The sequence below is a fragment of the Azospira sp. MPR-LB4 genome (genome assembly GCF_058809525.1).
Genome location: NZ_CM179521.1, coordinates 1,048,261 through 1,071,087, shown reverse-complemented (window position 1 = coordinate 1,071,087; position 22,827 = coordinate 1,048,261). Strand labels below are relative to the sequence as shown.

Annotated in this window: 17 protein-coding genes; 9 read left to right on the top strand and 8 right to left on the bottom strand. The window is 67.9% G+C overall.

The genetic code is table 11. The annotated features are described in order from the left end of the window. Positions 1-47: 47 nt before the first annotated feature. The 3 genes from AC3QLZ_RS04855 to AC3QLZ_RS04845 all read left to right on the top strand — a co-directional run bounded on the left by AC3QLZ_RS04855 (position 48) and on the right by AC3QLZ_RS04845 (position 2,142). Complete coding sequence (locus AC3QLZ_RS04855; protein ID WP_492783425.1) at positions 48-950, top strand: MBL fold metallo-hydrolase; 903 nt, start codon at positions 48-50, stop codon at positions 948-950. Between the two features lie 91 nt (positions 951-1,041). After that, complete coding sequence (locus AC3QLZ_RS04850) at positions 1,042-1,734, top strand: DsbA family protein (RefSeq protein ID WP_492783424.1); 693 nt, start codon at positions 1,042-1,044, stop codon at positions 1,732-1,734. Between the two features lie 15 nt (positions 1,735-1,749). Beyond that, positions 1,750-2,142, top strand: a complete 393-nt coding sequence (locus AC3QLZ_RS04845) for a nuclear transport factor 2 family protein (protein ID WP_492783423.1) — start codon at positions 1,750-1,752, stop codon at positions 2,140-2,142. A gap of 37 nt (positions 2,143-2,179) precedes the next feature. Here AC3QLZ_RS04845 and AC3QLZ_RS04840 read toward each other — a convergent pair whose 3' ends face one another. Together AC3QLZ_RS04840 and AC3QLZ_RS04835 are read right to left on the bottom strand one after the other, a co-directional pair. After that, the gene (locus tag AC3QLZ_RS04840) at positions 2,180-2,911 is read right to left on the bottom strand and encodes a flagellar brake protein (protein ID WP_492783422.1); all 732 of its coding nucleotides are present in this window, start codon (positions 2,909-2,911) and stop codon (positions 2,180-2,182) included. 109 nt (positions 2,912-3,020) lie between these two features. Next, on the bottom strand, positions 3,021-3,521 hold the full coding sequence (locus AC3QLZ_RS04835) for a DUF411 domain-containing protein (RefSeq protein WP_130458827.1): 501 nt from the start codon (positions 3,519-3,521) through the stop codon (positions 3,021-3,023). A gap of 202 nt (positions 3,522-3,723) precedes the next feature. On the opposite strand from AC3QLZ_RS04835, the gene AC3QLZ_RS04830 reads away from it, so the two are divergent. The 5 genes from AC3QLZ_RS04830 to AC3QLZ_RS04810 all read left to right on the top strand — a co-directional run bounded on the left by AC3QLZ_RS04830 (position 3,724) and on the right by AC3QLZ_RS04810 (position 10,699). Further along, positions 3,724-4,878, top strand: a complete 1,155-nt coding sequence (locus AC3QLZ_RS04830; RefSeq protein ID WP_492783421.1) for an FIST signal transduction protein — start codon at positions 3,724-3,726, stop codon at positions 4,876-4,878. Beyond that, on the top strand, positions 4,863-7,043 hold the full coding sequence (locus AC3QLZ_RS04825; RefSeq protein ID WP_130458825.1) for a putative bifunctional diguanylate cyclase/phosphodiesterase: 2,181 nt from the start codon (positions 4,863-4,865) through the stop codon (positions 7,041-7,043). Before AC3QLZ_RS04830 ends, AC3QLZ_RS04825 begins: the two co-directional genes overlap by 16 nt. A 93-nt stretch (positions 7,044-7,136) precedes the next feature. Next, on the top strand, positions 7,137-8,105 hold the full coding sequence (locus AC3QLZ_RS04820) for an acetyl-CoA carboxylase carboxyltransferase subunit alpha (protein ID WP_014238178.1): 969 nt from the start codon (positions 7,137-7,139) through the stop codon (positions 8,103-8,105). Then, a complete protein-coding gene (gene tilS / locus AC3QLZ_RS04815) occupies positions 8,074-9,519 on the top strand; it encodes a tRNA lysidine(34) synthetase TilS (protein ID WP_492783420.1) in 1,446 nt (481 codons plus the stop codon). Before AC3QLZ_RS04820 ends, tilS begins: the two co-directional genes overlap by 32 nt. After that, positions 9,506-10,699, top strand: a complete 1,194-nt coding sequence (locus AC3QLZ_RS04810) for a GGDEF domain-containing protein (RefSeq protein ID WP_152088897.1) — start codon at positions 9,506-9,508, stop codon at positions 10,697-10,699. The genes tilS and AC3QLZ_RS04810 overlap by 14 nt, the downstream gene beginning before the upstream one ends. Positions 10,700-10,722: 23 nt before the next feature. On the opposite strand, the gene AC3QLZ_RS04805 is transcribed toward AC3QLZ_RS04810, so the two are convergent. The 5 genes from AC3QLZ_RS04805 to AC3QLZ_RS04785 all read right to left on the bottom strand — a co-directional run bounded on the left by AC3QLZ_RS04805 (position 10,723) and on the right by AC3QLZ_RS04785 (position 18,829). Further along, entirely contained in the window at positions 10,723-11,868 is a 1,146-nt protein-coding gene (locus AC3QLZ_RS04805; RefSeq protein WP_152088898.1) for an acetyltransferase domain-containing protein, read from the bottom strand. Further along, positions 11,868-13,991 (bottom strand): TonB-dependent siderophore receptor, encoded by a 2,124-nt coding sequence (locus AC3QLZ_RS04800; protein ID WP_130458821.1) that lies wholly within the window; start codon positions 13,989-13,991, stop codon positions 11,868-11,870. Before AC3QLZ_RS04800 ends, AC3QLZ_RS04805 begins: the two co-directional genes overlap by 1 nt. 309 nt (positions 13,992-14,300) lie before the next feature. Further along, complete coding sequence (locus AC3QLZ_RS04795) at positions 14,301-16,223, bottom strand: putative bifunctional diguanylate cyclase/phosphodiesterase (protein ID WP_130458820.1); 1,923 nt, start codon at positions 16,221-16,223, stop codon at positions 14,301-14,303. A gap of 11 nt (positions 16,224-16,234) precedes the next feature. Then, positions 16,235-16,837, bottom strand: a complete 603-nt coding sequence (locus AC3QLZ_RS04790) for a response regulator transcription factor (protein ID WP_014238172.1) — start codon at positions 16,835-16,837, stop codon at positions 16,235-16,237. 3 nt (positions 16,838-16,840) lie between these two features. Beyond that, positions 16,841-18,829: an ATP-binding protein gene (locus AC3QLZ_RS04785; RefSeq protein WP_152088900.1), complete on the bottom strand. Its 1,989-nt coding sequence runs from the start codon at positions 18,827-18,829 to the stop codon at positions 16,841-16,843. Positions 18,830-19,009: 180 nt separating this feature from the next. On the opposite strand from AC3QLZ_RS04785, the gene AC3QLZ_RS04780 reads away from it, so the two are divergent. Further along, positions 19,010-20,356 (top strand): dicarboxylate/amino acid:cation symporter, encoded by a 1,347-nt coding sequence (locus tag AC3QLZ_RS04780; RefSeq protein WP_152088901.1) that lies wholly within the window; start codon positions 19,010-19,012, stop codon positions 20,354-20,356. 78 nt (positions 20,357-20,434) lie between these two features. On the opposite strand, the gene AC3QLZ_RS04775 is transcribed toward AC3QLZ_RS04780, so the two are convergent. Next, positions 20,435-22,786, bottom strand: coding sequence for a fatty acid cis/trans isomerase (locus tag AC3QLZ_RS04775; RefSeq protein WP_492783419.1), 2,352 nt, complete (start codon positions 22,784-22,786; stop codon positions 20,435-20,437). Positions 22,787-22,827: the final 41 nt, after the last annotated feature.

Below are 22,827 nucleotides of genomic sequence, written 5' to 3'. Positions count from 1 at the left end.
ATAAAGTTCGCCCTGTCATCACAACCCATCCATGCACGGAGACTTCCATGTTTTCCCTCAAGCGCATTGCCCGCTTCGCCATTCCCGCCCTGACCCTCTGCATCGTCGCCCCCGGCCATGCCCAAAGCCAGGGTGCCGCCCGGACCCCGGCGCCGCTGCAGGTACAGGTGTACAACGCCGACGGCCACAGCTTCCACGTCAATGCGGTGGTGGTGAGCGGCAAGAGCGAAGCCGTGGTCATCGACACCGGCTTCACCCGGGCCGATGCCCTGCGGGTGGCGGCCAATGTGCTGGACAGCGGCAAGACCCTGACGACCATTTTCATCAGCAATGCGGACCCGGATTTCTATTTCGGCGCCGAGGTGCTCAAAGCCCATTTCCCCCAGGCCCGGGTGCTGACCACGCCGGCGGTGCGGGAAAAGATCCAGGCCAGGATGGCCGCCAAGGTGGCCTTCTGGGGGCCGAAGATGGGCGCCAACGGGCCCCGTCAGCCGATCGTGCCGGAACTGCTGCAGGGCACCCGCCTCAGCGTCGACGGCGAGACCGTCGAAGTGCGCGGCACCAGCGGCGAGCTGGCCCACCGCCCCTATGTGTGGATTCCGTCGCTGCGGGCCGTGGTCGGCAATATCGCCATCTTCGGCAACCTGCACGTGTGGACCGCCGATACCCGGACGGCGAGCCAGCGCCAGGCCTGGTTTGCCCAGCTGGACGAGATCGAGGCGCTGCAGCCCGCCCTGGTGGTGCCGGGCCACATGGCCCCCGGCACGGCCCTGGGCGCCAGCGCCATCGCCTACACCCGTACCTACCTGCAACGCTTCGACGCGGAAGCTGCCAAAGCCTCCAATGCCGCCGAGCTGATCGCCGCCATGCAGCAGGCCTACCCCCGGGCCGGCCTGGGCGTGGCCCTGGAGATCGGTGCCAAGGTCAACAAGGGCGAGATGCAGTGGTAGGTCTCCGCGCCCTGCGCCAACGCCGTGCCGCCGCCATCCGGGCGGCGGCGCGGTCCTGATTTATCGCCTCCATCCAAGGAATTACCGAACCATGACGGCCCCGATCCTGCATTACCTCTACGACCCGCTGTGCGGTTGGTGCTATGGCGCCGCCCCCTTGGTGCGGGCAGCCCGCGACGTCCTGCCGGTGCGGCCCCGCAGCGGCGGCATGATGGCCGGCGCCCGGCGCCAGGCGGTGACGCCCCAGCTGCGCGCCTATGTCCAACCCCATGACCAGCGGATCGCCCAGTTGAGCGGCCAGCCCTTCGGCCCTGCCTACACCGATGGCCTGCTCCGGGACAACGGCGCGGTCTTCGACTCCGAGCCGCCCACCGCCGCCATGCTGGCCGCCGAGCAGCTGGCCGGCCGCGGGCTGGACATGCTGGCCCGGTTGCAGGTGGCCCACTATGAAGAAGGCCGCCGCATCGCCGAGCCGTCGGTGCTGGTGGAGTTGGCCGCATCCCTCGGGCACGATGCCGCCGCCTTTGCCGAGACTCTGACGCAACTGTCGGGCGAGGCGGTGCAGGCCCATTTCCGCGACACCCGGGAATTCATGGGCCGGGTCGGCGCCCAGGGCTTTCCCACTTTCGTCCTCGAAACGGCGGAGGGCCTGCAGAGCATCGACGTCTCCGCCTACCTGGGGCGTCCCCAGGCCTTCCAGGAGCGTCTGCGCCAGCGTGCCGGGCTGCCCGCCGCGAGCGCCGCCCAGGCCCTGGGCTGCGGCTTCGACGGTTGTGCCCTGTAAGCCGGGAGTCTGGTCATGAAAAGCAATCTGCAGATCGTTGCCGATCACTACGCCGCATCGGCCCGGGGGGATCTGGCCGGCATGCTGGCGGACCTGTCGCCGGAGGCGGCCTGGACCGAGATGGCGGGCTTTCCCTGCGCCGGCACCTGGATCGGTGCCACCGAGGTGGGCGCCCATGTCTTCGCCGTCCTCGGCCGCGACTGGGAGGATTACACCTTTGTCCTGGAACGTTTGATCGACGGCGGCGAGGAAGTGGTGGGTATCGGCACCTACAGCGGCACTTACCGTAAAACCGGCAAGTCGATGCGGGCCCGGGCGACCCATGTGTGGCGGCTTGCCGGCGGCCGGATCGTCGCTTTCGAGCAGTTCACCGACACCCTGCTGGTGGCCCGGGCCATGCAGGCCTGATGGGGACGGCCTGGCTTGGCCGCGGCTGCCCGGAGGTTCAGGTGGCCGCGTCCTGTTCCAGCAGCTTCTGGTAGACGAAGGCGGTGAGGGTGATGCGGTCCTGGGCTTCGCCGCCGACGAATTCCAGGCCGTAGCCGATCATGCCGGGGCCCAGGTCTTCGCCGCCCGGATTGACGGCGCGGATGACCGCATCCAGGGTCACCAGGGAAATGATGTCGGCCAGGGCGATCTTGAAGGAGAGGCGAATGCTGTCGCCCTGGAGCCCCAGGGGATGGGGCGAGGCCAGCATGGCGCCGGAGATGCTGACGTTGCGGATGCTGGCGGCGCAGGCGTCCGGACTTTCCTGGCCCAGGGCGTCGAGGCGGCGGGCGCTGGCGATGAGATTGACCTTGGCCCGGGCGCCGCGGCGCACCACCAGGGCGCGCACGTCTTTGGGATAGGACAGGTGCAGGTAGGGGTAGGGCACGGCCACGGAACGCACCACCGTGGTGGAGAAGGCGTAGGCGTTCTTGCCGGAGAAGGCCCGCACCACGTAGTTCTGGCCGTCCCGTACGAAAATGTAGGCGCCGTCCACCTTGGGCGTGCTGACCAGGACGCTGGCGCCCTTGGTGAAGCCGATCAGCTTGACGTAGTGGCGGGCGGCGTTGGCGTCGCCGTTGGGTTGCAGCTGCAGGGCGTCGCCTATCTGCAGGCGGGCTTCGTCCAGATTGACCCGATTTTCGGCGGGGATTTCCGGGGCGATGTCCTTGGTGGGGGCGGGATCGGGCATGGTCGGGGCGCTATGGTTATACGGGGCCCTGGGGCCTGTGTTGTGGCCCTGAGTGTAGCACCCCCATGTTGCCGTCGTAAGGCCGTCCCCGGACCGGCCCTGGCCCCGCCTAGTGCCGGTTGAAGATGCGGGTCTGGCCCTTGAGATCCACCAGCAGGGTGTCGTACAGCTCCCGCCGCACTTCCCGCTGCTCCGGCGTCGAATCGAGCACCGTGCAGCCCCGCTCACAGCTGGGGTTGGAAGCCTCCCGTCCCGGCGCCCCGGCGGGCAGGCCTGGCACGGCCAGGCCCCGGGCCTTGGGCTTTTCCTTGAGCAGTTCCTTGATGTCCTCGGCCGGCACATGGCCTTCGATGAAGTAGCCGGCAACCCGGGCCGTATGCACCGACTCCACCGCGGCGGGGACTTTCAGGCGCTTTTTCAGGGCCGCCATGTCCGCCGTTTCCTTCATGGTGACGCTGAAGCCGTTCTGCCGCAGGTGCTCGGCCCAGTCGATGCAGGCCAGGCAGGGCACCGGGGCGAACACTTCCACCGGCGGCAGGTTTTCCGCCGCACCGAGGGGCGCGGCAGGCAGGAGGGCGGCCAGCAGGGCCGTTGCCAGCAATCGTTGCATATGAGTTTTCCCTGAGAATGTGGGACTGCGGAAAAGCCGCGCCCTTTTTTTGCCATTCTCGCCCCGGGGCGGGCGGCAAAACAACCCTTCCTCTGCCATGGATTTGGCGCTGGTGGCCGATCCGTGACGGATTGCAGCCGTCGCTGCGGGGGGCTGTGCGACAATGGGCGCCCCAAATCGTTCCCGTTTCCCGTCTTCCACCATGGATTCCCCCCGCTATCTGGAAGCCCCGACCGGCCAGGCCCTGGAGGCCGTGCTGGCGGCCTGGCATGAGAGCCTGCCCGGGTATTCCGTCCTCGCCCTGGTGGCCGAGGCCAGCGCCGAGGCCGTGCCCCTGCTGCAGGCAGCCTGCCGCAGCGCCGGCGTCAGCCTGGCCGGGGCGGTCTTCCCGGCCCTGCTGCAGGAAGACGGGGCCTTGCCCCGGGGAGTGGTGCTGCTGCCCCTGCACGGAGCGCCGCCGCCCCTGCTGGTGGAGGGCGTGTCCCGGGCCGAGGCGGTGGCGCCCCTGGCCAGCCGTCTCGCCGCCTATGTCGATGCCCAGCTGGACGACGACACCGAGGCCACCCTGTTCTGCATCTTCGATGCCCTGGTGCCGAACATCGCCACCCACCTGGATGCCTGGTACCTGGCCCTGGCCGACCGGGTGCACTACGCCGGGGTCAATGCGGGCAGCGAGCGTTTCGTTGCCATCCCCTGCCTGTTCGACCAGGAGCGCTGCATCGCCGACGGCGTGCTGCTGCAGCTCCTGCCGGGCCACCAGGGCGCCGTGCTCGAACACGGCTTCCAGGTGCCCGAACAGGTTATCACCGCCACCTCCGCCAGCGGCAACCGCATCGTCCAGATCGACTGGCGGCCGGCCCTGGAGGTCTATGGGGAAATGATGGCCAGCCAGTATGGGGTCAGCATCGACCGGGACAACTTCTATACCTACGCCGTGCATTTCCCCTTCGGCATCCTGCGGGCCGACGGCGAGGTGCTGGTGCGCATTCCCGTGGCCCTGGACGAGGGCGGCGGCATTATCTGCGTCGGCGAGATTCCGCCCAATTCGGTGCTGACCCTGCTCGACGCCCGCAGCGGTGCCGAGCGCTGTGTGCCCCAGCTGGCCGCCAGCCTGGCCGCCATGCCGCGCTCCGGTGCCGACCTGTTGCTCTTCTACTGTGCCGGGCGCCGTATGCACATGGGCCCGGCCGGGATGGACCGGGAGCTGGCCGAACTGGCCCGGCGCCTGGGGCCGGTCAGGCTGTGGGGCGCCCTTTCCCTGGGCGAGATCGGGGCCGCCGTCTGCGGCGGCTACCCCCTGTTCCACAACGCCACCCTGGTGGGTCTTCCCTGGAGCGGTTCGTGGTCGGTGCGGTAAACGACGAACAGGCCCTGGCCATCCTCTACGACCTGGCGCTGACCATCGGCGGCGAGGTCAATGTGGCGCCGCTGATGGTGCGCACCCTGCAGCGCTTCATGTACCACACCGGCTTCCCCGTCGGCCTGTGGCTGGTGGAGGAAGAGGGGGCGGCCGACGGCCGCTGTCGCCTGGAACTGGCCATCGGCGACTACCACCTGATCCGGCGCCAGGGCGAATCCCTGGCACTGCCCGCCGCCCTGGTGCAGGGCGGCCCGGCCCTGTTCGAGGCCGGGGCGCTGCTGGCCGGCCTGGCCCTGCGCAAGCCCCTGGGGGTGGTGCTGCGGCTGCCGGTGCCGGGGCAGGGGGTGATCCTGCTGCTGGGGGCGGCCAGACCGGCCACCCGTCTTTCCCTGCCGGAGCTGTTCTCCCCCATCCTGGAGCGCCTGGGCCGCTCCATCACCCTGTGCCGCAGCTACGAGCTGGAAGTGCTGCACCGGGTGGAGCAGACGGCCTACTACGACCCGCTCACCGGCCTGCCCAACGCCATCCTGTTCAACAACACCCTGCACCAGGCTGTGGTCCGGGCCCGGGCCACGGGCCGCTGGCTGGCCCTGGTGCACCTGGATGTGGACGACTTCCGCGCCTTCAACGAGGCCCGGGGCAGCGACCTGGGCAACCGGGTGCTGGTGGCCCTGGGGCAGCGCTTCGGCGCATCCCTGCAGCCGGGGGAACTGCTGGCCCGCATCGCCGGCGACGAATTCATGTTGCTGCTGCCCGACCTGGGGGGCTGGGACGATGTGGACGAGCGCATCGTGCGCACCCTGCAGACCAACCGCACGCCCCTGGAAATCGACGGCGAGGCGGTGGAAATCACCTTCTCCGCCGGCATTGCCCTGCTGCCCGCCGATTCGGAGGATGGCGACACCCTGGTGCGCCACGCCCAGATGGCCCTGCACCAGGCCAAGCAGGAGGCCCGGGGCTATTTCCGCCTCTTCGACGGCGAGCAGGACAAACGCACCCACGCCCGCCGGGAGATGCTGCGGCGACTCGACCTGGCCATGGAGAACAAGGAACTGCGGCTGTACTACCAGCCCAAGGTGGACATGCCCAGCGGCCGGGTGCTCGGCTTCGAGGCCCTGCTGCGCTGGTTCCATCCGGAGCGGGGCATGGTGCCGCCGGGAGAATTCCTGCCGGTGGTGGAAAGCAGCGACTTCATCATCCGTCTCGGCGAGTGGGCCATGCGCGAGGCCCTGGCCCAGGCCGTCTCCTGGCGCCGCGCCGGGCTGGAGACCTGCATCAGCGTCAATATCGCCGGCCGCCACCTGCAGCTGCCCGATTTTCCCGAGCGGGTGCGCCATGCCCTGGCCGACGTGCCCGGCGCCCGGGCCGACTCCCTGGAAATCGAGATTCTCGAGTCCTCCATCCTGGATGACATGGCCCACGTGCGCGAGGTGATGCGGGCCTGCGCCGGCATGGGCGTGCGTTTCGCCCTGGACGACTTCGGCACCGGCTACTCCTCCCTGGCCTATCTGCACCAGTTGCCTGCCGCCACCATCAAGATCGACCAGTTCTTCGTGCGCAACCTGTTCGAGCAGCGGGAAGACCCGGCCATCATCCAGGCCGTGGTGCAGATCGCCCAGGTCTTCGGCCGGGAACTGGTGGCCGAAGGGGTGGAAGACCCGGAACACGGCATGCTGCTGGTGGCCATGGGCTGCCATATCGGCCAGGGATTCGGCATTGGCCGGCCCATGGCGGCGGAGGCAGTCCTGCCCTGGGTGGCGGGCTACCGGGCCCGCCGGGAATGGACGGCCCTGCAGGGCCTGGCCTGGCACCAGGGACTGTACGAGCTGTTCCACCTGCGCCACGAGCACCGCCAGTGGCGCGAGCGGGTGTCTGCCCGGCTGGCGGAGAGGGCGGAGGCGGCGCTGCCGGCCTTCGATGCCTGCGGCCTCAGCCAGTGGCTGATGATTGCGGCGCCGGGCGGCGCCCCGGCCCAGGTGCGGGAGTGCTTCCGCCTGCTGGGGGAACTGGCGCAGCAGGCCCGGGGCCTGGAGGCGGCGCGGCAGAGTCCGGCAGCACCCGCCACCATGGCCCTGCTGGGGCAGATGTTCGCCTCCTCCGACGCCCTGCTGCGGCTGCTGGACGAACTGGGGGTGCGCCTGGCCGCCCGCGCGGCGGCCTGAGCATCCTCCCGCGCCGCCGGCCTTTCCCGGGCAATGGGGAGTATCCGGGGGGTTTGGGGTAGAATACGCGCCTGCCAAAATTTCCCTATCTCGATGAAAACCACTTTCCTCGACTTCGAACAGCCCATCGCCGAGCTTGAAACCAAGATCGAAGAACTGCGCTTCATGCAGGACGATTCCGCGGTGGACATCTCGGAAGAAATCGCCCGCCTGGAAAAGAAGAGCCAGGGGCTGACCAAAGACATCTACGCCAAGCTGACGCCCTGGCAGACCGCCATGGTGGCGCGTCATCCCCAGCGTCCCTACACCCTGGACTACGTCTCCCGCCTGTTCACCGACTTCGAGGAACTGCACGGGGACCGCAGCTTTGCCGACGACAAGGCCATCGTTGGCGGCCTGGCCCGCTTCAACGGCCAGCCCTGCGTCGTCATCGGCCACCAGAAGGGCCGGGACACCAAGGAAAAGATCTACCGCAACTTCGGCATGCCGCGCCCCGAGGGCTACCGCAAGGCCGAGCGCCTGATGAAGCTGGCCGAGAAGTTCCAGATTCCCGTGTTCACCTTCGTGGACACCCCGGGCGCCTATCCCGGCATCGACGCCGAGGAGCGGGGCCAGTCCGAGGCCATCGGCCGCAACCTCTACGTCATGGCCGAGCTGAAGACCCCCATCATCGTCACCATCATCGGTGAAGGCGGCTCCGGCGGTGCCCTGGCCATCGCCGTCGGCGACACGGTGCAGATGCTGCAGTACTCCACCTATTCCGTGATTTCCCCCGAAGGCTGCGCCTCCATCCTGTGGAAGAGCGCCGAGAAGGCCAACGAGGCTGCGGAAACCATGGGCATCACCGCTTCCCGCCTGAAGACCCTGGGCCTCATCGACAAGATCGTCAACGAACCCGTGGGCGGCGCCCACCGGGATCACGGCGCCATGGCCCAGAACCTGAAGAAGGCCCTGCAGGACGCGCTCAAGGGCGTTTCCGGCCTGTCTACCCAAGAACTGCTGGCGGCCCGCTACGAGCGGCTCATGTCCTATGGCCGCTTCAAGGAACAGCCGGTCTCCTGACCTGCCCCGGCGGATCGCCGACCGCCTGGCCTGGTTGCTGGCGGCGGCCGATCCCCATTCCGTTCTTCCCGCATCCCCCCTTTCCACTACGCCCGTCCTCGCCGTCGGCCTCTCCGGCGGCCGGGATTCCGTCGCCCTGCTGGCGGCCCTGGCTGCCCAGGCGCCGGCGCGGGGCTGGCGTTTGCAGGCGGTGCATGTGCACCACGGTCTGTCGCCCCATGCCGATGCCTGGACCGCCTTCTGCGGCGACCTCTGCGCTCGCCTCGGCGTGCCCCTGCAGGTGCACCGGGTCAGTCTGCCCGAGGCCCGTCCGGCGGGCCTGGAGGCGACGGCCCGGGCCGCCCGCTACCAGGTTTTCGCCGGCCTTACGGCCGATGCCCTGATCCTGGCCCACCACCGGGACGACCAGGCCGAAACCCTGCTCTTCAACCTGCTGCGGGGCAGCGGCCTGCGGGGCCTGGCGGCCATGCCGGGGCGGCGCCTGCTGCCGCGTCCGGGCCATGGGCCCCTGCCGTTGCTGCGTCCCCTGCTGGAAACCTCCCGGGCCGAACTGGAAGCCTGGCTGGTGGCCCAGGGCCTGGGCTGGATCGAGGACGAGAGCAACGGCGACCGGGCCTACGCCCGCAATTTCCTGCGGCATGAGGCCCTGCCCCTGCTGCAGTCCCGCTTTCCCGCCGCCGTCAGCCTCGGCCGGGCGGCGGCGCTGGCGGGGGAGGCGGAGGACCTGCTGGAGGAACTGGCGGCCCAGGATCTGGCCAAGGCCGCCGTCGGCTCCCGCCTGCAGCAGGCGGCCCTGGCCGGCCTCTCCAGTGCCCGGGGGCGCAACCTGCTGCGCTGCTGGCTGCGCCGCCATGGCGCCCCCATGCCCGAGGCCCGGGCCCTGGCGGAACTGTGGCAGCAGCTGGCCTGCCCCCGGCCTGACGGCCAGGTGGAATGGCGCTGTAGCGAGTGGGTGGTCCGCTTGTGGCGCGGAACGGTGTTCCTGGACCATGAGCCCCTGCAATCCCCGTCTTCCCTGGCGGAGCCGGCAGGGCCCTTCGTCATGCCCGTCCCCTGGGCCTTCGGCAGCATCGGCGGGCGGGAGGCGATCGGCCAGGGCGTGGCCCTTGCTCTGTGCGGCGAGGCTGCCCGCTTCCGCCTGCGTCAGGGAGGCGAAACCATGCAGCTGCCGGGCCGGCCCCGGCGTCCCCTGAAAAAGCTGCTGCAGGAAGCGGACATTCCGCCCTGGCAGCGGCAGCGCCTGCCCCTGCTGTGGGTCGGCCAGACCCTGGCCTGGGTGCCCGGCATCGGCATCGCCGCCGACTGCCTGGCCCGGGCCGACGCACCCGGCTGGCTGCCCGAATGGCGGCCGGCCGAGAGCGCCAGCCTGTCACTGTCACCCTTGCCCTGCGACGATCCCGATGCCCCATATTGACCTGCGCACCGTCATCCTCCTGGCCGGTTTCATGACCGCCCTCATGGCCGTGGTGCTGTTCTTCGTCACCCGCAGTTTCCCCCAGCGCATCCGGGGCATCGGCCACTGGGCCGGCGGCACCCTGGTGGGCGTCTTTTCCGGCCTGCTGTTCGGCCTGCGCGGGCTGATCCCCGATGCGCTTTCCGTGCTTCTGGCCAGCCTGCTGCTGTACACCGCCCTTTCCCTCTGGCTCAGCGGCACCGAGCTGTTCTACCAGCGCCAGCCTTCCTGGCGCTTCCAGGCCCTGGTCAGCGGCGTCGGGCTGGGGCTGCTTACCTGGTTTCTGCTGGTGCAGCCGGATACCAATGCCCGCCTGGCGGTGGCCGGCCTCAGCCTGCCCCTGTTCTACGGGCGGCAGCTGCTGGTGGTGTTCCGCTACGGGCGCCCCGGCTTCATCAGCCGTTTTTTCTGCCTGGTGCTGCTGGCCCAGATCGGCGTGTTGCTGCTGCGCGGCAGCAGCGCCCTGGTGCCCGGCCTGGGCAGCGATTTCCTGGAGCAGACGCCGATCCAGGTGGTCTATCTCACTGCCTACCCCATCTGCACCCTGATGATCACCGTGGGTTACGTGCTGCTGGCGACGGACCGCCTGCGGGGCGAGCTGGAATATCTCTCCAGCCACGACTCCCTGACCCAGATTCTCAACCGCAGGGCCTTCGTCGAAGTGTGCGAGTGGGAGATGGCCCGGGCCCGGCGCCACGGCCGTGCCCTTTGCCTGCTTATGCTGGACCTGGATTTCTTCAAGAAGATCAACGACACCTACGGCCACCAGGCCGGCGACCTGGTGCTGCAGGGCTTCGTCCAGCGGGTTGGCGCCGTGCTGCGCCGGGGTGAGCATTTCGGCCGCTACGGCGGCGAGGAGTTCGTGGTGCTGCTGCCCGATGCGGACCTGGAACAGGCCCGCCAGGTGGCCGAGCGCATCCGTCTGACCACCGCCGAAGGCCCGGCCCAGCTGCCGCCGGTGACGGTGAGCATCGGCGTCGCCGCCCTGGAAGCGGCCGACACCAACCTGGACTGCCTCCTGTCCCGGGCCGACAACGCCATGTACCTGGCCAAGGCCAATGGCCGCAACCGCATCGAGGTGGCTGCTGCCGGGACCCATGAAGAGGGGGCCGGGGTTTCGCCAGTTGCTCCGGCGCCGTAAGACGGGGGCGCCGGAGAAGAGGGTCAGAAGTAGGACAGCCAGCCGCCGGGATGCCGGCGTTTGTAGTCGGCAAAACGCCGGCACAGGGGATACAGGACCGGGACCGACAGCAGGGCCAGGCCCCAGATCTGCCAGACCTGCCCGAAGCCGTAGCGCTCGCCCTGGGTGGGCCCCCACAGCGCCAGGCAGAGCAGATTGAGCAGATGCAGGGCGTAGAGATGGACGACGTAGAAGAACATCGGCACCCGCCCCAGCACCGCCAGGAAATTCCAGGTGTGTCGTTCCAGGACGGCCAGCCCGAGCAGTCCGCTCCCCAGGGTCAGCAGCAGGAACAGCAGGGAGGGCGGATATTTGGTCAGGTTCAGCCAGCCCATGAGGGTGACCAGGCCCGTTCCGGCGCCGGCCAGGGGATGGTCCCCGTAGCCATCAAGCCCCCGCAGCAGGACGAACAGGGCGAGGGCGCCCAGGCCCGCCAGGGCAAGGCGGCGCCGGCGCTGCTCCGGCGCACTGCCCTGGGCAAACCAGGGCCCCAGCCCGTAACCCAGCAGGATGACGCCGATCCAGGGCAGGACCGGGTAGGAGGTGCGGGCCGCCAGTCCGGGGGCCAGTTCGATGATGGCGCGGTCGTGCAGGACGGCCCACACGGCATGGGCTGCCGTGCCCGGAGGGAAGTGCAGGCTGTCGAGCAGGTTGTGGCCGACGATGATGAGGAGCCCCAGGGCCAGTTGTCCCGCCCGGGGCAGCCACAGCAGGGCGGCCAGAGCCAGCATGGACAGGCCGATGGCCCAGATCACCTGCAGATAGAGCATCCTGGGGGGGAAGGCGAAGGTCCAGGCGAAGTTGATCAGGCTCAGCTCCAGCAGCACCAGGAAGAGGCCGCGCTTGGCCAGGAAGGCGCTGGCGGCGCGCCGGGGATCGCCGCCGGCGCCAAGGTGCCGTTGCCCGTAGCACCAGGCGCCAAGCCCGGTGAGAAAAACGAAGACCGGGGCGCAGAAGTGGCTGGCGAAGCGGGTGAAGAACAGCCCGGGCGAGGTGGTGTGCAGGTCCATCGGGTCGGCGACCTGCTGGTGCAGGAAAAAGAACTCCCGCACGTGGTCCACCACCATCAGCGCCATGACCAGGCCCCGCAGGGCGTCGATGGCGTTGATGCGCTGATTTCCGCCGGGCATCAGAACTTGGCCTGCATGCCCAGGGTCACGGTGCGGGGCGCGCCCGGCGTCACCCAGTACACGTCGTAGGAACTGGCGTAGTAGGTCTTGTCGAACAGGTTGTCGATATCCAGGGAGAAGCGCAGGGTCTTGCTCGGCTTCCAGTAGGCCATGGCCCGCATGGTGGTGTAGCTGGGCAGTTCGAAGCTGTCGATGGAATTGCCGGCCCGCTTGCCCACATAGGTGGCGCCGGCGCCAAGGCCGTAGCGGCCGCCGGCCAGGCCGTCTTCATACATTGCCAGCACGCTGCCGCTGTTTTTCGGCACGTTGATCAGCCGGGCGCCGACCAGGGCGGCGTTGCTGTCCTTGGTGATCTCGGCATCGATATGGGCGTAGTTGGCCAGCACCCGCACCTTGCTGGTCAGTTGTCCGGAGAAATCGAATTCCAGGCCGCGGCTGCGGGCCTCGCCGGCGGCGATGGCGTAACCCGCATTGGCCGGGTCGTTGGTCAGCACGTTCTTCTTGTCGATCTCGAACAGGGCCAGGGTGCCGCCGTAGCGCTTGTCAGGCGATTCGTATTTGAGGCCGGCTTCCCTGGACTCGCCCCGTTCCGGCGCAAAGGACTGGCTGGCCGCATCGACGCCGTTGTTGGCGCGGAAGGATTCACTGGCCAGGACATAGGCGGACAGGGTGGGGGTGGCCAGCCAGGTCAGGCCGACGCGGGGGGTGGTGACGCTGTGTTCCTGGGAGGTGCTGATACCCGTGTTCCGGTTGAGGATTTCCTGCCGGAAGCGGTCGTGGCGCAGGCCCAGCAGCAGGCGCCAGCGTTCCGCCAGACTCATCTGGTCCTGCAGGAAAAAGCCGGTGGCGTGCTGGGTCTCCAGGGTGTTGGTGGGCGTGGCGGTCAGGGCCAGCGGCGTCTGTCCATAGACGGGGTTGAGCACATCCAGGCCGTAGGTGGTGGTGGAGCGGCCCCGCCGCATCAGCTGGTCCAGTTCGAAACGGTAGCTGTCCACGCCGGTCAGCACTTCATGCTGGAGCCAGCCGGTGCTGAATTTGCCGAGGATTTCGCCCTGGAACGACAGGTCGTTGGAACTGTAGTCCCGGTAGCGCCGCTCCCGCTCGATGACGGGAGCGCCGGCGCTGGTCCAGCGGATGCTGCCGGCAGTGCGGGGGCTGGCCTCGGTGGAATAGCCTTCCAGGCTGGTGGTGCGGTAGGCCAGACCAAACTTGGCTTTCCAGGCATCGGCCAGTTCATGTTCCACCGTCAGATGGTGGGTCTTGTTGTCGATGGTGATGTCACCGTCCCCCGGCTCTCCCAGGAAGCGCTCCCGGGGAATGCTGCCCACCTTGCCATTGACCGCGATCACCCCCCGGTCCATGGGCGCTTTCTGGCGCAGCAGTTCCAGGTCGTAATTGACGATGGTGCCGGCGCCCAGGAGCCAGGTGAAGGAGGGCGCCACCAGGTAGCGCTGGCTGTCCACCTGCTCGCGGAAACTGCCTTTGTCCTCATAGGCCAGGTTAAGCCGGTAGGCCAGGGTGTCGCTGATGGGGCCGGTGGAATCGAGGGTCGTCCGGTAGGTGTCGTAGCTGCCGACATACATCTCCAGGGCGTGGCCGGATTTGAACTGGGGCTTCTTGGTGACGATGTTGAGGATGCCCCCGGGTTCGCTGCCGCCGTACAGGGCCGATGCGGGGCCCTTGATCACTTCCAGCCGTTCCACGTTGGCCATGTCCCGGGGAGCGTTGTAGCCCCGGTTCCCGGCAAAGCCGTTGCGCAGGAAATTGGCTCCCGTGTCCGGGTTGCCGGCAAAGCCGCGGATGGAGAAGTTGTCCCACAGGCCGCCAAAGCTGTTCTGGCGATTGACGCCGCTGACATAGTCGTAGGCTTCCTCGAGGCGTACCGCCCCGATGTCGTCGATGGCCTGGCGGGGAACGACCCGCACCGACTGGGGGACTTCCCGCAGGGGCGTCTCGGAACGGGCCACGCCGGCCTCGTCGCTGTAGTAGTCCTGCCCTTCGCTGCGTCCCACCACATTGATTTCAGACAGGGTCAGGGAAGGTTCCTCGGCCAGGGCGCAGTGACTTGTGCCGAGTAGCAGTACGGCCGCAGCGAGCGGCTTCAGTTTCAGGCTGACAGACATGATTTTCTTGTATGTGATTGGGAGTGGGGTTGCGAATCGAAAATGGGGACCCGCGCCATAGCCGATGAGGCGCGCGGAACGGCGGCGGCCTCCGGCGGGCTCCGAAGCGGAGGCGCAAGAACGGCCGCTAATATACTTTGGATGGGAATTATTCTCAAATAGAAGTCGCGCAATCGTTGGCGACATTTCGTCGCAGCGCGATTCTTCGGCTTCAGAACACCAAGGCGCCTGTGAGGTGGCCGACCGGGGCCGCCAGGACGCGGCGCGGTGCGGTGGGGGCTTGGAGGCCGGGGCGGCCCCGCAAGGTGTTCAGCGGTGGCCCAGGAGGGCCTGGAAGTCGGCGGCGGGCATGGGACGGCCGAAGAGGAAGCCCTGCACCTCGTCGCAGTCGAAGCGGCGCAGCATGGTGGCCTGCTCGGCGTTTTCCACCCCCTCGGCGACCGTGCGCAGACGCAGCTGGCGGGCCATGGTGATGACGGCGCTGACGATGGCTTCGTCGTCCGGATTGCTGCACAGCTCGCGGATGAAGCTCTGGTCGATCTTCAGCTTGTCCACGTTGAAACGCTTCAGGTAGGCCAGGCTGGAGTAGCCGGTGCCGAAATCGTCGATGGACAGCTTCACCCCCAGGCCCTTGAGGGCGGTGAGGGTTTCCAGGATGGCCGCGTCCTCCCGGATCAGCAGGGACTCGGTCAGCTCGAATTCCAGGCACTCGGCCGGCAGGCGGTTTTCCTGCAGGGCCCGGGCGGCGATTTCCACCAGGCGGCTGCGGCGGAACTGCACCGGCGACAGGTTGACCGCCATGGTCAGGTCCGTGGCCCCGGCCTCGTGCCAGCGCCGCAGCTCGCGGCAGGCTTCGCCGATGACCCATTCGCCGATGGGGCCGATGAGGCCCGTGTCCTCGGCCACCGGAATGAATTCCCCGGGGGGCACCAGGCCCCGCTCCGGGTCCCGCCAGCGCAGCAGGGCCTCGGCGCCGAGGATGCGGCCGCTGGCCAGGTCGAACTGGGGCTGGTAGTACAGCACCAGTTCCTCCTTCTCCAGGGCCCGCTGCAGGCGGTTCTGCAGCTTGAGGCGGGCGGCGGCCTCGACGTTCATGGCGGCGGTGAAGAAGCGCAGGGTGTTGCGTCCCGCCTCCTTGGCCGAGTACATGGCCGTGTCGGCCTTCTTCATCAGGGTGTCGAAATCCTCGCCGTCGTCCGGGTAGAGGGCGATGCCCAGGGAAAAGGTGACGTTGAGGCGGTGGCCGTTCACCCGCACCGGCTCGTGCATCTGCTCCATCAGCTTGCCGGCGATGCTGCCGGCGCTTTCCGGGTCCGCCAGTTCGGGCAGGACGATGACGAACTCGTCGCCGCCCTGGCGGCTGATGGTGTCCGTCTCCCGCACGCCGCGGCGCAGGCGCTCGGCCACGGCCTGCAGCAGGCGGTCGCCGATGGGGTGGCCCAGGGTGTCGTTCACCAGCTTGAAGTGGTCCAGGTCGAGGAACAGGATGGCCACCCGGTTGGCGCTGCGAGCCGCCTGGCCCTGGGCCTGGAGGAAGCGGTCGCGCAGCAGCACCCGGTTGGGCAGGTCGGTGAGGGGATCGTGGTGGGCCAGGTATTCGATCTGTTCCTCGGCGCTCTTGCGTGCCGTGATGTCCCAGAAAATTCCCTGGATGCCGTTTATGCTGCCGTCGGGGGCGTAGGTGGGCGTCTTGACGATCTCGATGTAGCGCTTGCGCTGCTCGCTATCGAGGGAAACCATTTCCTCGATCAGGTTGAGGGTCTCGCCCTGCAGCACCCGCAGGTCGTCCTGGCGGTACTTGGCCGCCAGATCCGCCGGATACACCTCCCGCGGCGAATGGCCCAGGATGGCTTCCCGGGGCTTGCCCAGGTGGCGTTCCAGGGCCCGGTTGGCGAAGGTGATGCGGCTTTCCCGGTCCATGCGGTAGAGGCACTGGGGCATGACCTGGACCAGGGATTCGTAGAGGGCCTCGCTTTCCGCCAGGGCCCGGTAGGAGCCCTGGAGCCGGGACAGGGAACGGCGCACGAGAAAGAAGAGGAGGGTGCAGGTGATGGCGACGAAGGCCCAGCCCTTGTAGTTCTGGATCAGGGTCAGCTGGGCCGTGTCGCCCGCCACCAGGGCCGCCAGCCGGTCCGAGAGGGCGATCCAGAGGGCCGCCAGAAGGCCGTAGAGCCCGGCCACCAGGCCGGCCTGTCCATTGGGGGAGGGGGCGGCGGGAGCGGGCGGTTTCATGACGGAATCCCTCAGGGTTTGAGCAGTTGGGCCAGTTCCACGGCGGTGCGCACGCCCATCTTCTCAAACAGGTGGGCCCGGTGCACTTCCACCGTGCGCATGCTGATCTGCAGTTCGTCGGCGATGACCTTATTGAACTTGCCCACCAGGATCAGTTCCATGATCTGCCGCTCCCGGGTGGTGAGGGTGTCCAGGCGGGATTGGACGGAGGCGCTGATGGCCTGCTTTTCCTGGTTGCGGGCGTCCGCATCCATGGCCTCGATGACCCGGTTCACCAGTTCGTTGTCGTTGAAGGGCTTTTCGACGAAATCGAAGGCGCCCTTCTTCAGGGAGGAGACGGCCATGGGCACGTCGCCGTGGCCGGTGAGGAAGATCACCGGCAGCTTGAGGCCCTTGCCCTGCAGGTGCTCGAACAGTTCCAGGCCGCTCATGCCGTCCATGCGGATGTCCAGCAGCAGGCAGCCCTGCAGGCTTTCGCCGGAGGCGTTCCAGGCCTCCAGGAAGGCTTCGGCGCTGGGCCAGGTGGCGCTGGCGACGCCGCGGGACTGCAGCAGCCAGGAAAGGGCGTCACGGATGGCTTCGTCGTCGTCGATGATGTGGGCTTTGGGGCTCACGGCTTACTCCCAGTCGAGGGGCAGGGTGAAGATGAATACGGTGCCGCCTTCGGCCCCCGGTTCGAACCAGAGGCGGCCGCCGTGGAATTCTATGACGGAACGGCAGATGTTGAGGCCCATGCCCATGCCTTCCGTCTTGGTGGTGAAGAAGGGAGAAAAAAGCTTTTCCGCCACTTCCGGGGGAATGCCGCAGCCCCGGTCGGCGATGCACACTTCCACCTGGTCGCCCAGCAGCTGGGCCTCGACGATGAGCTGGCGCCGCTCCGGCGGGGTGGCGGCCATGGCGTCGATGCCGTTGCGCATCAGGTTGATCAGCACCTGGCCCAGCAGCACCGGGTCGGCCAGCAGCTTGGGCAGATGGGCCGGCACCAGGCGCAGCATGTGCACCTGCTGCTTGCGCGCCAGGGGCTCAATGAAGGCGATGCTGTCCTCGATCACCTCTTCCAGGTGGCAGATGACCCGCTGGGGCTCCCGCCGCCGCACGAAGTCGTGCACCCGGCGGATGATGCGGCCGGCCCGCTGGGCCTGCAGGGCCAGCTTGTTGAGGGCGCCGGAGATTTCCTCCCGGGTGTAGTCCCCCGCCTCCAGGCGGTTGAGGCAGCCGGTGGTGTAGCTGGCGATGGCGGAGAGGGGCTGGTTTAGTTCGTGGGCCAGGGTGGAGGCCATTTCCCCCATGGTCACCAGGCGCGCCGTCTGTTCCAGTTTCTCCTGCTGCTGCCGCTGCAGGGCCTGGGCCTTCTTCCGCTCCGAGATGTCCACCACCGAACTGATCCAGCCGGTCTGCTTGCCGTGGGCGTCGATCAGGGGCGTGGCGTACACCATGGTGTGCACGATGTGGCCGTCCCGGTGGCGGATGCTGGCCTCGAAGCCCTCGTTGGGGGCGTGGCCGGTGAGCACCAGGGCGTTCTGCTCCTCGTGGGTGTCCAGGCTGTCCGGGTTCCAGTAGGGCAGGGGCGGGCTGTGGCCCACCAGTTCGTCGGCCCGGTAGCCGCTCATGCGGCAGAAGGCCGGGTTCACGTAGGTGATGCGGCCGTCCATGTCCCGGGCCCGCATGCCGATGATCATGGAGTCCTCCATGGCCTGGCGGAAGGCATGCTCGTCGCGCAGGGCCTGTTCCGCCGCCAGGCGCTTCTTGATCAGGCCGCGGATGGCGAAGAGGCTCCAGAAGACGCCGATGGCCAGGACCACGATGGCGCCGGCCAGGACCAGCTGGGCCGGGTTGCCGGCGTTGCGGTAGGCGATGCCCTGCAGCATGAGGCCGTGGCCCGGCGGGTCGAAGGGAAGTTCGTAGGCCAGCCCGGGCTCGCCCTGGATGTTGGACTTGCTGGCCAGCACCGCACCGCCGTCGTCCAGGATGCGCAGCTGGTATTTCTCGGCAAACCACCAGGGCACCAGGTGGTTGAGCATGGACTTGAGGGAATAGACCATCACCAGCATGCCGGCGAAATCGCCCTGGCGGTAGATGGGCACGAAGAGGTCGATCTGGCTGTTGCCGCCGGCGGCCCGGTAGGGGTCGGTGTAGGTGGCCTTGCCCAGCTTGCGGGCGAAGTCGAAGGCGTCCCGGGTGATGGGGCCGCCGAAGATGTCCAGCTCCTGCCGGTCGGGGATGCGGTTGGGATAGGCCTGGACCAGGTTGCCGCCGGCGTCGAGCCAGATCACCTGTTCCACTTCCGGGTTGTTCTTGACGATGTGCTGGGCCTGCACCTGGAACACCGTCGCCGGCGTGCCGCCCTTGGCGGCGCTGCCCATGTCGAGGCCGGTGCGGTTGAGCTGGTCCTCGTTGCCCGACATGTGGAAGCGGAAATTCTGTTCCAGCCAGAGGATGTCGGCGATGAGGGTGGCCCGTTGCTCCTCCACCTCGTTGCGGTGCAGGAGCCACAGCAGGCTGACCAGGGAAATGACCAGCAGCCCCACCGCCAGCTTGGGCATCAGCAGGGTCCAGCGGGGCCATTGCAGGACGCTGCCCGAGGAAGGAACGGAAAGTCGTTTCATAAAGCGCAATAGTACCCCAGGAGGTGCGTCCCGTTTGCCTCTCCGCGGCTTCATGCTGCGCTGCAGCTAACGGATAACCACAATGGCGACCCCGGCTTCAGGGGCAGAGAATGCGCCCCCATAACTACATCGGGGTCCGTACGGAAACCCCGGGAGCCATCTCAATCAGCAGGAGTGACCATGTCTCACAAGCCTTTCTACAAGCGCCTGTATGTGCAGGTGCTGTTCGCCATTGCCCTGGGGGTTGCCCTCGGCGCCTTCTTCCCGGAAACGGGCGCCACCATGAAGCCCCTGGGCGACGCCTTCATCAAGCTGATCAAGATGATGATCGCCCCGATCATCTTCGCCACCGTGGTGGTCGGCATCGCCAAGATGGGCGACATGAAGGAAGTGGGCCGGGTCGGCCTGAAGGCCCTGATCTACTTTGAAGTGGTGTCCACCGTGGCCCTGGCCATCGGCCTGATCGTGGTGAACATCCTGCAGCCGGGCGCCGGCATGAACGTGGATCCGGCCACCCTGGATACCAAGGCCATCGCCAACTACGCCGCGGCGGCCCACAACCAGAGCACCACCGATTTCCTCATGAACATCATCCCCAACAGCGTGGTGGATGCCTTCGCCAAGGGTGAAATCCTGCAGGTGCTGCTGTTCTCCGTGCTCTTCGGCCTGGCCCTGTCCCGCCTGGGCGACAAGGCCAAGCCCCTGGTGAAGATTCTCGACGAGTTCTCCCACGGCCTCTTCGGCGTCATCGGCATGATCATGCACTTCGCCCCCATCGGCGCCTTCGGTGCCATGGCCTTCACCATCGGCAAGTACGGCATCGGCTCCCTGAAGCAGCTGGGCTTCCTCATGGCCAATGTGTACATCACCTGCGCCCTGTTCGTCTTCGTGGTGCTGGGCCTGATCGCCAAGTTCACCGGCTTCTCCCTGCTCAAGTTCCTGGCCTACATCAAGGAAGAGCTGCTCATCGTGCTCGGCACCTCCTCCTCCGAGTCCGCCCTGCCGCGCATGATGACCAAGCTGGAAAACCTGGGCTGCCACAAGCCCGTGGTCGGCATGGTCATTCCCACCGGCTACTCCTTCAACCTGGACGGCACCTCCATCTACCTGACCATGGCGGCCATCTTCATCGCCCAGGCCCTCAACGTGCCCCTGACCCTGACCGAGCAGCTGACCATCCTCGGCGTGCTGCTGCTGACCTCCAAGGGCGCGGCGGCCGTGACCGGTGGCGGCTTCATCACCCTGGCGGCCACCCTGGCCACCCTGGGCGGCAAGCTGCCGGTGGAAGGTCTGGCCCTGCTGCTGGGGGTGGACCGCTTCATGTCCGAAGCCCGCGCCATCACCAACCTGATCGGCAACGGCGTCGCCACTATCGTCGTCTCCAAGTGGGAAAACGCCCTCAACACCGACCGCATGACCCGGGTGCTGAACGGCGAAACGGTGGAAGAGGCCGACGAGCCCGAAGCCGTGTCCGACGCCGTGCTGCATCCGGCCGATCTGGTCCGCCCGGTGGGCAAGGCCGCCTGACCCTCCAGGTAGCCGCCAATCAAAAAGCCGCCCCCGGGCGGCTTTTTCCTTTTCTGTCCTCCCTGCTGAGGGCCTGGATCAGCGGTTCTCCAGCCGGTTGTAGTCCAGCCAGCCGGCCTCGACGGGGGCCTGGCGCCGGTATTCCCCATTGACGTAGTCGCTCAGGGCCCAGAAGGCCGGGCTGCTGCGGCGCAGGCCGTAGGCGTCCATGAAGCGGGTGTAGTCCCGTTCCGAGGCCAGGGCCGCCAGGTCCCGGGCGAAGGCACCCAGGCTGGCGCGGGGCACCCGGTAGAAAGCGTTGGGATAGGCGGTGGCGATGCCGGGCAGCACGTCCAGGCTGTGTTCTTCCGGGGCGATGGCCAGCTTTTCGATGAGCACGTAGGTGACGTTGCGGTGGCCCGTGTTGCGCAGCAGGGTGAAGATCCGGGTCGGGCGTCCCGCTTCCTCCAGCAACAGCAGGCTGCTTTCCGGCAGCCAGGCCAGGGCCTTGCCGGCGACCCGGGCCAGATCCTGCAGATCGGCCTGCAGGGCCGTGTCGGGCAGGGTGTCGAGAAGGTGCTGCCGCGGCAGCACCGGCTGCAAGCGTTGCTGCAGGCGCTGCAGCAGTTCCCGTTCGGGCTGCTCCCGCTCCCGGTAGGCGATGCCGCTTTCCTGGTCGAAGCGGGCGATGCTGCCGTAGACCCGTTCCCGGGTGTCGCCATTGACGTCCCGGTACCAGTGGTCCCGCACCTGGATGCGGGCCTCCCGGGGCAGCAGCATGAGGAACTGGGATTCCCCCTCCATGCGCAGGAAATCCATGTACAGCCGCGTCGTCAGCTGGTGGCCGATATTGCCGAAGACGTCGTAGCCCGCCACCAGCAGGTAGTGGATGCGTTCCAGCAGGGGGTAGCTGAGGACCCAGGCGGTCTTGGGCTTTTCGCCCACCAGCCCCTTCAGCACCGTGGCGCTGTCGAAGTGGCGGTAGATGGTGAGGGCGGCGTTGTCGTTGCGGCCGCCGCCGTCCCAGATCAGGTTGAGATTGACCTTGGCCGGGCTGTCGAAGCGCTGCTCGTAGTAGCGGGACTTGGCCTGGAGGTAGCGGGTCTCCTGGGCGCTGTAGCGCATCCAGGGGGTGAGGATCGGCGTCTCGCTGCCCTTTTCCGCCGGCAGGCTGAGGTTGCGGCTTTCCCGCAGGAGAAAGGCTTCGTCGGATTCGGAGACGCTGTCTGGGTTCTGGAAGAAGACCCAGAAATGGTCGTCGATGACGTTGAGGGCCGTCTGGCCCCGGCACACCGGGCCCTTGATGAAGCCCATCACGGTGAACTGGGCCTCGTCCAGGAGGAACTGGTAGCGGGCACGGACCGGGATGTCGCGGAAGGCGAGGAAGGGATTGGCCGCCACTTCCGGCGCGTAGCCCGGCAGGCGCTCCACCCGGTAGGCGGGCTGCAGGAACAGTTCGCGCCAGCGGGCCATGCGCCCCGGGCCGAGGGCGTAGGGCATGTGGTTCTTGGCGACGATGGTCTCTTCCACCGGGCGCAGGCGGTAGTGGAAGTGTTCCACCTCCGGATCGTCGAAGGGGCGCCGCGTGGCGATTTCCTCCACTTTTTCCCCCGGGGCGCTGCGGGAGCGCACCAGGCGGAAGTAACGGGGGCCGTCACTACCTTCGGCTGCGCCCTCGAAGTAGAGGTTGGCCAGGAACAGGTGCTCGTAGAGATAGCGGGCCATGAGCCGGCTCTTCAGGTCGGCGCCGTTGAGGAAGCGCTCCCAGGCATCCACCTGGGCCTGGAGGGCTGGCGTCAGGGGCTGGGGGCCTTCGGCGGGGGCGCCCTGCTGCAGCCATTTCTTCAGCAGGGCCACTTCCGCCGGCGCCAGGGCCGGTAGGCCGAAGGGCATGCCCCAGCCCGGATTGCGCCGTTCCAGGGCGTCGTACTCCTCGATGGCCGGGCAGGACTGCTGGCGCGCCAGGGAAAAGTCGATGTCTCCGCCCACCGGCTGGTCGGGCACCAGAGGATGGGCCGCCTTGAGGTCCAGGGCCCGGGCCAGGAGGCTGGCCTGGAGAGCGGCGGCAGGAGTGTCGCCCCGCTCGTTGAGGATCGGGTGGAAGCCCTTGTCGCGCCACTGGGAGGCTTTCTCGGCGTCGATGAAGAGGCGGGTAGGCGACTCCTCCCGCAGGCGGGTGCCGTTATAGACCTCGATCTTGCTGCCGCCCCGGGCCACGCCTTCCCAGGAGCCCAGCTTGATCTGGCAGGGGGCGTCGTAGCAGGAGTGGCAGACGACGCAGCGGCTGTCCAGGATGGGCCGCACCTGCTGCTGGAAGGAGATGGCGCCGGGCCGGGGCGCGTCGTAGCGGCCCCCATCGGCGGGGCCGAAGCGTTGATCCAGGTCGTGGCGCACCAGGGCGGTACAGCCGGCGAGGAACAGCAGCAGGACGGAGGCGAATCGTAGTTGCATACCGGGGCACCAAGTGAGGGGAGGGCACGGGTCTGAACGGC